Origin of the sequence: Paenilisteria rustica (assembly GCF_013820765.1) — a bacterium.
Taxonomy (GTDB): domain Bacteria; phylum Bacillota; class Bacilli; order Lactobacillales; family Listeriaceae; genus Listeria_A; species Listeria_A rustica.
On sequence record NZ_JABJVM010000003.1, the window covers coordinates 245,553 to 259,502 of the forward strand.

Annotated in this window: 11 protein-coding genes and 1 riboswitch; of the genes, 8 read left to right on the forward strand and 3 right to left on the reverse strand. The window is 44.8% G+C overall.

The window, feature by feature from the left end; translation table 11 throughout:
- The first annotated feature begins 78 nt into the window (after positions 1-78).
- From HPK16_RS04655 to HPK16_RS04670, 4 genes are all read left to right on the forward strand, one after another.
- Positions 79-1,986, forward strand: coding sequence for a right-handed parallel beta-helix repeat-containing protein (locus HPK16_RS04655; protein ID WP_181675848.1), 1,908 nt, complete (start codon positions 79-81; stop codon positions 1,984-1,986).
- A gap of 285 nt (positions 1,987-2,271) precedes the next feature.
- Positions 2,272-2,868, forward strand: coding sequence for a PBECR4 domain-containing protein (locus HPK16_RS04660; protein ID WP_181675849.1), 597 nt, complete (start codon positions 2,272-2,274; stop codon positions 2,866-2,868).
- An 83-nt stretch (positions 2,869-2,951) separates the two neighbouring features.
- Positions 2,952-4,649: a DUF6044 family protein gene (locus HPK16_RS04665; RefSeq protein WP_246369248.1), complete on the forward strand. Its 1,698-nt coding sequence runs from the start codon at positions 2,952-2,954 to the stop codon at positions 4,647-4,649.
- Positions 4,639-5,598, forward strand: a complete 960-nt coding sequence (locus HPK16_RS04670) for a glycosyltransferase family 2 protein (protein ID WP_181675850.1) — start codon at positions 4,639-4,641, stop codon at positions 5,596-5,598. The genes HPK16_RS04665 and HPK16_RS04670 overlap by 11 nt, the downstream gene beginning before the upstream one ends.
- 35 nt (positions 5,599-5,633) lie before the next feature.
- Here HPK16_RS04670 and HPK16_RS04675 read toward each other — a convergent pair whose 3' ends face one another.
- Both HPK16_RS04675 and HPK16_RS04680 read right to left on the reverse strand, forming a co-directional pair.
- Entirely contained in the window at positions 5,634-6,578 is a 945-nt protein-coding gene (locus HPK16_RS04675; RefSeq protein WP_181675851.1) for a DMT family transporter, read from the reverse strand.
- A 127-nt stretch (positions 6,579-6,705) separates the two neighbouring features.
- Positions 6,706-7,170, reverse strand: coding sequence for a universal stress protein (locus tag HPK16_RS04680; RefSeq protein WP_181675852.1), 465 nt, complete (start codon positions 7,168-7,170; stop codon positions 6,706-6,708).
- A 241-nt stretch (positions 7,171-7,411) separates the two neighbouring features.
- Positions 7,412-7,519: riboswitch (TPP riboswitch) on the forward strand.
- A gap of 82 nt (positions 7,520-7,601) precedes the next feature.
- On the opposite strand from HPK16_RS04680, the gene tenA reads away from it, so the two are divergent.
- Genes tenA through thiE form a run of 4 tightly spaced genes read left to right on the forward strand, consistent with a single transcriptional unit; the run spans position 7,602 to position 10,510 of the window.
- Positions 7,602-8,300, forward strand: coding sequence for a thiaminase II (tenA, locus tag HPK16_RS04685; protein WP_181675853.1), 699 nt, complete (start codon positions 7,602-7,604; stop codon positions 8,298-8,300).
- On the forward strand, positions 8,278-9,087 hold the full coding sequence (thiM, locus tag HPK16_RS04690) for a hydroxyethylthiazole kinase (protein ID WP_181675854.1): 810 nt from the start codon (positions 8,278-8,280) through the stop codon (positions 9,085-9,087). The genes tenA and thiM overlap by 23 nt, the downstream gene beginning before the upstream one ends.
- Positions 9,084-9,890 (forward strand): bifunctional hydroxymethylpyrimidine kinase/phosphomethylpyrimidine kinase, encoded by an 807-nt coding sequence (thiD, locus tag HPK16_RS04695; RefSeq protein ID WP_181675855.1) that lies wholly within the window; start codon positions 9,084-9,086, stop codon positions 9,888-9,890. Before thiM ends, thiD begins: the two co-directional genes overlap by 4 nt.
- Entirely contained in the window at positions 9,887-10,510 is a 624-nt protein-coding gene (gene thiE, locus HPK16_RS04700; RefSeq protein ID WP_181675856.1) for a thiamine phosphate synthase, read from the forward strand. The genes thiD and thiE overlap by 4 nt, the downstream gene beginning before the upstream one ends.
- A 47-nt stretch (positions 10,511-10,557) precedes the next feature.
- Here thiE and HPK16_RS04705 read toward each other — a convergent pair whose 3' ends face one another.
- Complete coding sequence (locus HPK16_RS04705; protein ID WP_181675857.1) at positions 10,558-13,941, reverse strand: ABC transporter permease; 3,384 nt, start codon at positions 13,939-13,941, stop codon at positions 10,558-10,560.
- Between the last annotated feature and the right edge of the window lie 9 nt (positions 13,942-13,950).

Consider the following 13,950-nt stretch of genomic DNA (forward strand, 5'->3'; position numbering starts at 1 on the left):
TGTCAGGGTATACTTTCCGTATCTGATTCGACACGAATTGTGTTGTTTTTGATATAAACATAAAAGGGAGTCGATTTTATGAAGAGGAAAGTAGTATTTTTTGTTGCGGCAATGATGTGTGTGATTATTTTTGGTGGTGGGATTAGAACGCAGGCGGCTGAGGTGATTCAGGTGGATCGCTTTATGGAGAAGGATAATAAGGCTGCGGCAACGACTAACGCACTTGGGTGGGCGAAAATATTGGAAGCGATTAATTCGAACGAGGATAGCACGACGATTCAGTTTGGAGAGGGAAAATACTATGTTAATAATACATTAAAAGTCCCATCTAATGTGATAATCAAAGGGGCAACAGCGAATGCGAAAGATAGTGAACTTGTTTTTACGGCGCCAAAGCAAGGATTGACGACAGAGGCGGCGAATGCTACGAACCCGAAGTACATAAAGAACGTGTTGATTCGTGATATCAGCATTCGGTATGAAATTGATCCAGTCATTATGAGTGGATATGCTTACACGTTTTCGCTAATTAATTTTGCGGGGGATTATAAGGATGATAGCACATCGCTTGCTGAGCCTTACGAGCGCCTCGATAATATTCAAATAGACAACATTATTGCGGACGGGAATGAGCAGGCGAACTCGATTATTTATTGGGGTGGTATTAAAAATGGTTCAGTGAAAAACTCGGAAATTCGGAATTCTAATTTGCAGAGCGGGATTGCGCTGGAGTATTGCCAAACGGTGGTTATCGAGAAGAATAAGATTGAAAATATTGGTCGTGCGGGCATCGTGATGTATCGCGGGAATGGTGGTAGTGGCACGAAACAGATTTCGATTATTGGGAATGAGATTAAGGACTGGATGCAGGGCTATGGTACGCAGCATTTTTATGCACCAGCCAACATGGAATATTCAGCGGATGATCGGAAATCGATGGTGGACGGCGGAATTGATAGTTATGGTGCCGCGAATAATAATATTATCATTGATAGCAACCGCCTTATAAGTGGTGAGGGTAGCAATAAATATAACCCGAGCAATATTCAAATCAACAATATCGAGCGAAAAAAGAAGAATCCTCAGGCAACGGATTTAAGTTTGCAACATGAGGTGCAGACGGATAAAGATGGTAAAATCGTGGCGGATAGTGTGGACGCGACGTTGCAGAAAAATATGACGGGTTACACCGCAATTCGCTTGTCCGGCGCGGAAAATGTGCGGGTTACGAATAATTTTGTCCAGTTGGATAGCTATGATAATTTTGCGTTTATGGCGCTGTATGAACGGGATCGTCAAGGTGTGAAAACAACGCCGAAAAATATTATTATCAAAAACAATGATTTCAATGCGAGTGGCAGGATGCGCTATCCGGTTCGAATTTTGACGGGTGCGGTGAATAAATCGCGTGGTATCAGTATTGAGAACAATCGTTTTGATGTGGATGGATTGGTGGACAATTATTATAAGGTGATGATGGAGGTTCGAAATCCTGTTGAGCTGCTTAGTGTCACGGATAATAAGGCTTCTTGGGATAAGCAAATCAATGGTTGGATAACGGTTGCGGATACGGGCACCTCGAACTATATTAATAATCTCTTGATTTGGGGGAATTCTGGTACGAAGAAGGCGGATGTGACGCGTGTGCTGAATAATACGATGCCATCGACGCTAAGAATTGCGCCGCTTGAGCTTCCGAATCCAGTGACGCCTTTTATTGGGAATTTATACACGGGATATGCGGATTATAAGGTTGGTGAAACGAATATTAAGGGCATGTTGGTGAATAACCAAGGGCGTTATCAGATTGTGATGGTCGTTATTAATGGTGTTGGTATTAAAAATGCAACGGTGAACCCTGACGGAAGTTTCTTAATCAATGTGAAAGCGAACAATATCACGAAGGACACGCCGGTTGCAGTGCGCTATCGGGTGAATGGGAATGAGACGTATGATTCAGAGATGCAGGTGAAAATTACGGAATAAGGGGTTAAAAACACGTCATTCTGTGTTAAAAAAGAAGTTGCAAGATAGACCGTGTGTGTGCTATACTCAGGTTAGAGAAAAGAATGTGGGCAGGCACATGGTCAACTCGATATCAATGTCAGACATAAGGGCTGACTGTTGGCGAGCAACGGAAAAATTCGATATAAATGCCAGACATAAGGGCTGGCTGTTGGCGAGCAACGGAAAAACCTGTCATCTGGAAAGAAGAGTAGCAATTGCTATTCTTTTTTTCTTTATCTTATATATATACGAGGAGTGTTAACTATGTTGAAACAACTGACGAGTGGGCATGCATTTTTTAAAGAACATTTTGTTAACAAACGGGTTATTTATGTGTATAAGGATAAGGAATTGATAAAGCATTTTTCTATTTATATGACAGCATCTAACTTCATGCATCTGTGTGGTGTACAGTATCGGCGTGGCGCAGCGACTTTTTATAATGATATTGATAATAAAACATTGCGGATAAAGGATGTTATTTTGAAAAAGGATGGGACCACGAAGCAGAAGTTGCAAGTTTTGCCGCTTTTGAACGAGTTGATTGGAAACCAGGTGAAAGTGTGTCATCGTGGCGCCTACGTGCATTTGGCATATGATATGGCGATTAGATCGAATAGGAGCATTTTGGCGGTGACATTGAAGCATGCGCACGTGGATAAATATGTGCCAACATCACTTTTGAATCTGCGAAATGGAAAGTATGATACACTGAATCCAAGTTTTTTTGTGATTTGTATTATAAAGGAGTGTTTTTCTACGGGGGAACGGACTTATTTATTATTTAAGGAGTCTTATAGAGTAGAAATAGAGCAGTTTTTGGAGCGAAATGTGCGCTTGGTTGGCAGTGCGATGGTGTGAGGCCTCATTTTTTTATTTTTTTTTGCGATGTATGGGAAGTATTGTTATAATTGACAGCAGATGCAAAAAAGAGGTGTAATTGGATGAGAACATGGATGATAGAAAGAAAGCAGGAATTGTTGGCGATCGCGCTGATACTTATTTTCACGGCGCCGCTATTTATTCTTGGTGGAAACAGTCATATCCGAATTCACGATAATTTGGATTCTAATATGACGTGGTATCGGGTATTGCTTGATAGTGGGAATTATTTGGCGAAGACGGGGAGTAATATTCCTCAAATGTTAGATGGTGTTGCACCGAGGGATGCCTTTGATTCGCAGTTTGTTGGAATTGTTTGGCTATATGCCATTTTTCCGACACCGCTGGCTTTTGCCGTTAGTCAGCTGATTACGCGAATATTTGCGTTTATTGGTATGCGGCTATGGTTGCGTGATTATATTATTAAAGATCCATCGAAAAAATACATAACGCTTTTCGTGGCGGTGGCATTTGCTTTGACGCCATTTTGGCCATCGGGAATGCTCAGTACTCTTGGAATGCCGCTTGCGTTATGGGCGTTTCTGAATATTCGTAAAGGTAAGAGAAGCATTTGGAATTGGTTGATTTTGACGCTATTACCGTTTTATTCAAGCCTGATTCTTGGTTTTTGCTTCTTGTTATTTTTAGTAGCGTGTATTTGGGTGTATGATATTGTGAAGAAACGTGGCTGGAACTGGCGCTTCTTTGGTAGCATAGCTTACATGTCGGCCATTTATTGTGTGGTGAATTATCGGTTTATTTCGCAGATGTTTTTCCAAACGAATGAGCCGGATTCAAGAAGTGCATTTAATCTGCCGAATAATAGTTTTCTGGGATCGATTAGGCTGACATTTAAGAATTTCACGATTGGGCATACACACGATCAACCATTGGCTACATATGTTATTTTGCCGGTTATCTTGCTGGCGTTTATCGTGATGTTGGTGAAAAAAGATTGGCGTGCTCAAAAACCATTTTTGTGGTTACTGGCGCTGAACTTTTCGTTATCGATTTGGTATGCGTTCTGGTGGTGGGGTGCTTGGAATCCGATTAAGGAACAGATTTCAATTATGCGTTCATTTAATTTTTCGCGGTTCCATTTTTTACAGCCGTTCATTTTTTATGGATTATTTGCTCTTGCGCTTGTTTATTTTGCGAGTAGGGGCGGATGGTGGAAAAAGTTGGCGATTATAGGACTCGTTTTACAAATTGGGGTTGTATTTGCGGGGAATTCAGAGATTCTTTATCGCGTGGCGGGGACGCCTTCGATTGATCAGTTTTATGCGAGGAATCAGTTTCAGGATATAAAAGCCTATATTGGGAAGCCGCAGAAGGATTACCGGGTGGCGAGTATTGGAATTCATCCTTCGATTTCGCAGGAGAATGGTTTTTATACGTTGGATGGGTATGTGAATTCTTATCCGCTGAGCTACAAAGAGAAGTTCCGGGAGATTATTGCGAAAGAGCTGGATAAGAGCCCGTTATTAAAGGATTATTATGATGGTTGGGGAAATCGGGTCTATATTTTCTCAGCAGAACTCGGGAAAAATTATTTATTCGATAAGAACTCTACGAAGCATATTAAGCATTTGGAGCTTGATACGAAGGCATTTAAAGAAATGGGCGGGGAATATATTTTCTCGGCGGTACCAATTGATAATGCGTCGGAGAATAATCTACATTTAGAAAAAACATTTGAGGATGAACAGTCAGCTTGGAAAATATACTTATATAAAGTGGGTGACTTGAATGCGGGATAAACCATTAGTAACGATTATTGTTCCTTGCTACAATGAGGAGGAAGTTTTAGAAGAGACGATGAGTCAGCTGGGGTTGATTCTGCGGGATATGAAGAGCAAAATGGTGATACATGAGGCTAGTGATTTGCTGTTTGTTGATGATGGGAGTCGCGACAGGACGTGGGATATTATTGCGAATGCGATGGCGACGGAGGATCATATTAACGGCGTGAAATTGAGCCGGAATTTTGGACATCAAAATGCGTTACTTGCAGGAATGCAGGCGGCGGAAGGGCGTGCGGATTGTATTATTTCGATTGATTCGGATTTGCAGGATGATGTTGGTGTGATTCCGGAGTTTGTAGAGAAATATCGTGCGGGCTATGAGGTCGTTTACGGGATTCGTGATGAGCGTAAGACGGATACTCGGTTCAAGCGTGGTTCGGCACACTTATTCTATAGTATGATGGGCAAATTCGGGATTCATTTGATTCCAGATCATGCGGATTATCGGTTGCTTGGAAGTATGGCGTTACAGGAGATGAACTTGTTTCCGGAGAATAATATTTTCTTGCGCGGGATTGTGCCGCTGATTGGTTTTAAATCGGAGAAGGTATACTATCACCGGAAAGAACGGTTTGCTGGAGAGTCGAAATATCCTTTGAAAAAGATGCTAGCTTTTGCGGCGGATGGTTTGACGTCGTTTAGTGTGGCGCCGATTCGTCTGGTGACAGGGCTTGGCGCGCTGATGTTTGTCATTGCGATTGTGATTGGTATTTATACATTTATTCAGCATTTATCTGGTACGGCAACGACTGGCTGGTCGTCTTTGATGCTCTCGATTTGGGTTATTGGCGGGGTACAAATGATGAGTCTAGGCGTTGTTGGAGAATATATTGGGCGTATTTATTCAGAGGTGAAACAGAGGCCTCGGTTTATTGTTGAACAGAATTCATACGTCGAGAAATAAGTAGAATCATGGATGGAATGCTGTTTTACGAGGCATTACTCATCCATGATTTTTTTGGGATTGCGGATTCTTTTTCTGGCACGAAGGAGTTCGGGTAGAGCGCCTGAACCGAGCATAACGCCGATGATAATGAGGAGGAAGCCTAGGATTTGCATCAGACTAATCTGTTCGTTTAGGAATAAAGCCGCACCGATAAGTGAGAAAAAGGGATTTAGATTCATGAAGATTGCTGTTTTCGATGGACCGATTTGACCGACTGCAAAATTGTAAATTAAGTTTCCAAATGCGGTCGCAAGTAAGGCTGAAGCAAGGAATAGTAGCCATAAGGATGGTGAGTGGCCGGTCATTTGGGCAAGTCCGTTTGGTTCTTCGATAAGGCTGGTGCAGAAAAGCAAAATCGAGCCGATAAGTAGCATATATGCGGTCATTAGCCGTGGGTCGAGTGAGCCGGAGATACGTTTGATGATAATGAAGCTGAAACATTGCGATAAAATGGCGATAAATACATAGATATCTCCGAGTGAGGCACCTGAAAGTCCTTGGCCTCCGGTAAGTACGATGAGTGAAACGCCGAGCAGACCGGATACGAGACCGATTAGTTGTGGGATAGAAATTGTTTCACGCAAAAAAATAACGGCTAAAATAGCTGTTAATACGGGTCCGATTCCTAAAATAAGTCCGCCATTTGTTCCTGTAGTCATAGTGAGACCTGACGCTAGGAAGTAATGATGTAGCGCGATATTGAATAGACTTCCGGCGAAGATATAGCCGAGTTCACGTCGTGTTGGGAGTCTGAATTTGCCGATTGCAATTAGAAAAATAAAGACGGCGACCGCGGCTGTGAAAATGCGGAATGATGTCATCGTTATCGGTGGGAAATGGGCGACTAGGACTTTGGTGGCTGTCACGTTTAGTCCCCAACTCGCCATAACAAGGACGAGTAATAAGTATAGTGATGTTTGCGTTTTTTCATTTTGCATGGTGGTAAGGCCTTCTTTCTTCATTACTATGTAGGGCGTTAATACTCGTAGTATAGCATATTCGGCCGGCGCTTCCTACATTAATAAAACCAAGCAGAGTGCCTATCCTTCCACTTGGTTCGCTAAGCTATTCGATTTTTGTGCGATCTCGCCAGTTTTTTCCGCGGACAACAATGACATCGCAAGGCGCGTGTGCAGCGATATAACTGGATACGCTACCTAAGATGAATTGCTCGGTTGGCGTTAATCCAGTGGACCCGACTAGTACCAAATCTGGCTCGAATTTCCCAATAATTTTCTTTACAAAAGTTGTTTTTGGAGTTCCGAATTTGACGAATGTTTCTACGTTTTCGACGCCTAGTTGTTCAGCTTCATTTTTATAAATTTCGACGAGGCCTTTGCCGTATTCTTTGGCTTTTTTGGCGTATGTTTGCTCGTAATCGATGAGCGGAGCGATACGGCGAACATCAGCGACGAAGCCGATACCGAGCGTTGCGCCATCTTTTTTCGCAATTTGAATACCACGTTTTAGAGCTTCTTCTGCTTCATTGGAGCCATCCACACCTACTAAAATCCTATGATAGATTGTCATTTTGACTTCCCATCCTCTCTACGTTGGTTTCCCCTTATTAACACCATACCCATTTTTTCAGTGGATAACGCGTATTTTTTGGAGAATCGAATTTATTTGTGGTACACTGGTGGTGAAAAACGAATAATTAGAGACTGGATAGAATGCAAGATAGAGCATGTTTGTTCTTTTGAGTAGGACGAAGATTATGCTTTACACAAATCGAACGCTTGCCGCCGATTTAACTTGCGTATGTACCAGACTCGTATACTGGGGGAGTCTTACTTAAGACCGAGATATGGATATAAATTCATGGACCCTTTGAACCTGTTGAGTTAGCACTCGCGTAGGGAAGTATTGGGAACTTGATGTAAATATCATGACGCCTTTTCTTACGCTATTGTTGACGTGAGGGGAGGCGTTTTTTTGTATGGAAAAAGGAGGAGTTGGAAATGGTGCGATTTTCGGAAAAGTTATACGCGGAAAATCAGGAAATTTGGCAGAGGAGTAAGGATCATCCGTTTGTGCAGCAGTTGGTGGATGGGAGTTTGGACCGGGAGGCTTTTCGGTATTATTTGTTGCAGGATCATTATTATTTGACGCATTATGTGAAGGTGATTGCGCTTGGGATTGCTTATGCAGATGACTATAGTGCGATGATGGAGCTGAGTCAGTCACTGGCTTCTTTGGAGGGTTCGGAGCTTACGATGCGGGAAAAATTTTATCCTCAGGTGGGGATTGAGGTGGTGGATTTGGACGGGATTTTGCCGAGTCCGGCGGCTTATCATTATACGTCGCATATGTATCGGGTGGCTGGATTGCAGTCGCTGGGCAGGATTTTAGCGGGAATTTTGCCGTGTTATTGGTTGTATCGGGAAATTGGTGAGCAGTATGCGGGTTGTGTGAGTCCGGATCCGTTGTACCAGGCGTGGTTGGATATTTACCAGGATGAGGCGTATGGGGAAGGATTGAAGCGGCAAATTGATTTGTTGGATCGGGTTGCGAAAGGACTGCCGGATGGTGTGTTGGCGGAGATGCGGGCTGATTTTCGTATTAGTAGTTATGCGGAATTGGCGTTTTGGGACATGGGTTTTGAGCGGCAAACGTGGGATGGGAGAAGTGATTTAGATGGCAAATTGGCAACTTATTGAGGAGGTTCGGACGCGAAATCCGTTGGTGCACACGATTACGAATATTGTGGTGGCAAATGATTCGGCGAACGGCTTGCTTGCGATTGGTGCGTCCCCGATTATGGCTGCGGCTGTGGAGGAAATGGCGGAGCTTGGCGGGATGGCGGATGCGGTTGTTATCAATATTGGGACGTTGAATGCGGATTTGGTGGCATCGATGCTGGCTGTTGGAAAAGCGGCGAATGCGGCCGGGAAACCGGTGGTGCTGGACCCTGTAGGTATTGGTGCGACGGTGTTTCGACGGGAAACGGTGCAGCGGTTGCTGGCGGAGATTCAGTTTGCGGTGATTCGCGGGAATTTGGGAGAGCTTGCGAGTATTGCTGGGGTTGATTGGCAGGCGCGAGGTGTCGACGCTGGTTCAGGAGACGGATCGCAGGCCGCTGAAATTGCTTTAAAAGTGGCGCGTGATTATAAGACAATTGTTGCGATTAGTGGGGCTGTGGATGTGATTTCGGATGGAAAACAAGTGATTACGGTGGAAAATGGAGATCAACTTTTGCCGCAGATTACGGGATCGGGTTGTTTGCTTAGTTGTGTGATTGGTGCTTTTGTTGGTGTTACAGATGACTATTTGGAAGCGGTTGTTGTGGCTTCGGCAAGTTATGTGATTGCTTCGGAATATGCTGTAAAAACGTTGAAACGACGATTGCCTGGTTCTTTTCGGGTGGCTTTAATCGATGAGTTGGCATCATGGCAGACGCATAATCAAGAAAAATTTGCATGCATTAAAGGGGTGGTTCCGCGATGATTTTTCCACAAGTGGTTACGATTGCAGGGTCTGATAGTGGCGGTGGTGCGGGGATTCAGGCGGATATCAAGACGTTTCAGGAACGGCGTGTTTTTGGGATGTCGGCGATCACGGCGATTACTGCGCAAAATACGTTGGGTGTCCGAGCTATTCATCCGGTTCCAGTCGAGATATTAGCGTCACAATTGGAGGCTTTGAATGATGATTTTTCCATTACGGCTGTCAAAACGGGGATGCTGGTCGATGCGGCAACGATTGATATGGTTGTTTCGAAGTTGGGGAGTTTTAGCTGGGGAGCGTTGATTGTTGACCCCGTCATGATTGCCAAAGGTGGCGAGCCGCTCGTGAGTGAAGATGCGATCCTGACTATTCGCGAACAACTACTGCCTTTAGCGTCTATCGTGACGCCGAATATCCCAGAGGCAGAAGCGCTCGCAGAAATGTCGATTGAAACTCCGGAGCAAGTGGAAATAGCCGCGAAACGTATCCAAAAACTAGGTGTCCCAACGGTTATTATCAAAGGTGGGCATAGTCGGGATAGAGTGGATTCACGTGATTATGTTTTGGATGGGAACACAACCTTTTGGCTCGATGCGAAACGAGTCGAAACAACGCAAACACACGGTACTGGCTGCACTTTTTCTGCATGTATCACGGCTGAAATTGCGAAAGGTGCTTCTACGGAATACGCGATTCGTACCGCCAAATCTTTCATAACGAGTGCCATTTCGCAACCGCTTGGTATTGGTCACGGTCACGGCCCGACGAACCACTGGGCGCATAGAAAGGAGCGGGAGGAATGAGAGTTAAAGACATGTTGGAAGTTTATTTCATTGCGGGCACGCAGGATGTTCCACGGGGACAGTTACTTTCGGTTTTGGAAGAAGCGCTCCAGTCTGGCGTTACCTGCTACCAATTTCGCGAAAAAGCCTACACTGAAACGTCAGAAATCGAGGCACTCGCCCAATCGTGTCAGGAAATTTGCCGAAAGTATAGTATTCCATTTTTTGTGAATGATGATGTGGAGATGGCGCTGAAAATTGGCGCAGATGGGATTCATGTGGGGCAGGATGATATGGCGATTTCGGATGTGATTGATAAATGTGCTGGGAAAATGAAGATTGGGCTATCTGTCAACACGTTGAGACAGGCAGAGAGAGCAGCAACTTATGAGGAAATTGATTACATTGGTGTGGGTCCGATTTTTGCGACGAATTCGAAATTGGACGCGAAGCCAACGACAGGATTGGGATTGATTCGTGCGATTCGGGAGGCGGGGATTACGCTGCCGATTGTTGCGATTGGAGGCATCAGAGAAGAGGATATGAGTTCGATTCGAGAGGCTGGTGCAGAAGGGGCTGCAGTCATTTCTGCGATTGCGAAATCCGGAAATATACCACAAACAATTGCTGCATTTAGATGAAAAAATAAGCGACTGCTCTTAAAAACTAAGAACAAGTCGCTTATTTGTTATTCTACTGATTTTAGTGCTTCAATCATGTCTACTCGCTTTAATTTGATATGCATAACGATCATGACAAGCGTCGAGAATAGCAGTGTTAGAATCGCTGCGTATACATAGCTCATCGCGTGGATGGTCGGGCTGAACATCAAGATATCGACCTCGGCTGTGGAGGTGACGAAACGATGTAGGAATGTCCCGAGCACGAAGCCGACGACGATGCCCATCATGGTCAAAATCAGATTTTCGCGGTAGACGTACATCGTGACTTCTTTTGGATAGAATCCGAGTACTTTGATGGTTGATAATTCGCGAATTCGCTCAGAAACGTTGATGTTGGTCAGATTGTAGAGGACGATGAAGGCGAGTGCTGCCGCTGAAATAATCAGCACGACAATCACGATATCAAGGCTATCCATCGTACTTCCAAACGCATTGCTCGCAGTATTTGTGTATGTGACGGCGAGCACGGCGGGATTCTTAAGCAGTTTTTCCGCAAAATTATCTTGCCATTTTTGATCGGTATTTTTGAGTTGAAGCAGTTGGGTATTATATTCTGGTTGGTTTTTGAAAACTTGGTCGTAATAGGTTGGCGTCATGTAAATGTAATGCATTGCGTAGGTTTCTGTGACGCCAGTGACCTTGATTTCATAACGATTGTTGTCGCCGTCTTTGATGGTCAAGGAATCGCCGGGTTTGACACCATATAGTTTCGCGAGTTTTTCCGATAGAACTGCGCCATTATCGGTTAGTGGCACGGCTTTCTGCGTTTTCCGGTCGCGTAACACGACGTAGTTGCTGAAATTGTCTAGTGATTTCGGCGTAATCAGCGTAGCGCTTTGATTTGCAACACCTTTTTCAACTGCCGTCATATTTTTTTGAGCAACGTCGAGAGCACTTTTCACATTTGGCGTGTTATCGATGATCGTGTTGTAGTCCTGAAGCGGCGTTTTCGTCGCATTACTATCTAAAACGACCACCGCATCGTATTTCATAATTTGATCGTATTGGAGTGGCACGATGTCGCCGATCGAATTCTTGAGGCCAAAACCGGTGAGCAGAAGCGCTGTACATCCCGCCACACCAAGGATTGTCATCAGCATTCGTTGTTTGTAACGGAAAATATTCCGCGCTGTGACTTTGCTTGTAAAATTCATCCGTTTCCAGACGAAAGGCACGCGTTCCAACAAGATTCGCTTCCCGTTTTTCGGCGCTTTTGGACGCATCAAGGAAGCCGCGTTTTCTCGTAATTCCGCACGACACGCTACAAAAGCCGTCAAAGTCGTACAAAATAGCGCTACGGCAAGCGAAATTAGGCTGTAACTCCAATAGAAGGAGATATCAAGCGCTGGCAAATTATAAAGTGAACCGTAAGCCACAAAAATGATTTGCGGGAACACTTGAAAACCTATCAAGAGCCCAATCACAGTCCCTGCAAGGCTTGCCAATGAGCCGTACACAAGGAATTTAGCGATAATATCGATATTGCTATATCCAAGCGCTTTTAACGTTCCAGTCTGTGTTCTTTGCTCCTCAATCATCCGTGTCATCGTCGTCAAGCAAACGAGCGCGGCAATCAAAAAGAAGAACACAGGAAAGGCCGTGGAAAGCGATGCAATCCGGTCCGCATTATCTTTATATTCCGTATAACCAGGATTATCCGTCCGATCACTAATAAAATACTTCGGCAAATCGAGCGCGTCCAATTTTTCCTGCGCAATTTGGAGGTCTTTTTTCGAGGTTGCTATCTCCGCCAGAGCCTTCTTTTTCTCCGTTTCAAAAGTAGCTAAATTCGCCGCATACGTCGCTTCAGCAGCACCCAACTTGGCTTTTGCAGCATCGAGCTTAGCATAACCAGCCGTTTTGGCGTCCGCGAGCGTCTGTTTCCCTGTTTTAAGCTGGGCCATCCCATTCGCGTAGTCCGTCTTGCCTTGAGCTAACTTCTCTTTAGCCTGATCTAGCTCACGTTTCTTCGTTGCTAATTCGCGTTGTTTATCGGCGAGCAATTGACGGTTTCGATTGATTTCCTGCTGCGCATCTGCGACCTCCTTATTCGCCGTCGCAAGTTGACTTGAAGCCTCGTTTTTCAGGCGGTTTAGCTGGTCTTCTGAGAGTGTCCCATCAAAATAATCCTGAATGTAGCCGCCAAGCTCGGGATCAAACGCATTGGCATTATCAATGATTTCCTGTTGCGTCTCTTCATCCAAATCAGCGACTGGAATATCACCAAGCGTATAATCCTTCACAGCGTCGTATAAACGTTGCACCATCGCGAGTTGTTCCTTGCTTTCGTCAAGCATCATCTGCCCATCTTCCAGCTCTGACTGCGCGTCTTCCAATTGCGATTGGGCGCCGCTAATCTGCGCCTCACCATCCGCAATCTTCCGCTCCGCCGCTGCGATATCTTTCTTAGCCTGCGCAAGTTTTGCCTCGTTTTTATCAATCTCAGCCTGGCCGTCCGCGAGCTTCGTTTCCAGCTCCCGTTTGCCGTCATAATATTGCGCCCAGCCTTGGTCTATCGTCGCGCGTGCATCATCCAATTTCCGCTGATTCTTCTCGATTTTCGCGAGGCCATCCGCGATTTTCGCGCGTCCTTCATCGATTTTCACCTGTCCATCGGCCTGAATCGCGTCCAATCGAGCTTCCGGCTGGCCTTTTAGCGCTTTTTTCACGAGCGCCGTATTCCGCTCAATCGCCGAATCATAAGCGTCACTATAAGCCTCCGCATTCGCCGTATTATCAAACGTCATGAACGCCGTCGAGTAGTATTTCGCATTGAAATCAGCTTCAGGAACCACCGCAAAAATATCCGCGCGTCCATTCCCAATTGTCGACGTCCCACGCGTTCCTTTTTCGATATATTCCGCCGAGGAAACCGTCCCAACAACCGTAAAAGTAGTGACATGAAATTTCCCTTTCATAGCGCTACCGTCACTGTTTACAAACGTAATTTTATCCCCGATTTTGTAATGGCTCGTGGCTTTCCCGATAGAATCAATCGCGATTTCGCCACTTTTCTTCGGCAACCGGCCTTTATCAACGGTATACTTATTAATCAGATTATTCTGTGGCAAAGAAAAAACCTTCGTAATGAGCAACGAATCCTGGAACATCACGTCCGTCGTATAACCTGGCTGAACCGTTCTCACACCAGGAATATCATTTAAAATAGCAATATCATCTTTGTTCAAACCGTACGTCGACTGCACCTGCAAGTCCATCAAATTCTGCGCGTCATAGTACTTATCCGTCGTGTTAATCATATCAGGACCAGTCGCTTTTAAGCCCACAAAAAAGGCCACACCGAGCGCGATGAGTAGGAAAATCGAAATAAATCTGCCTTTAGATTTTGCGATTTCTCGCCATATGTCTTTCCATAATGCTTTTTTCATCGGATTCTC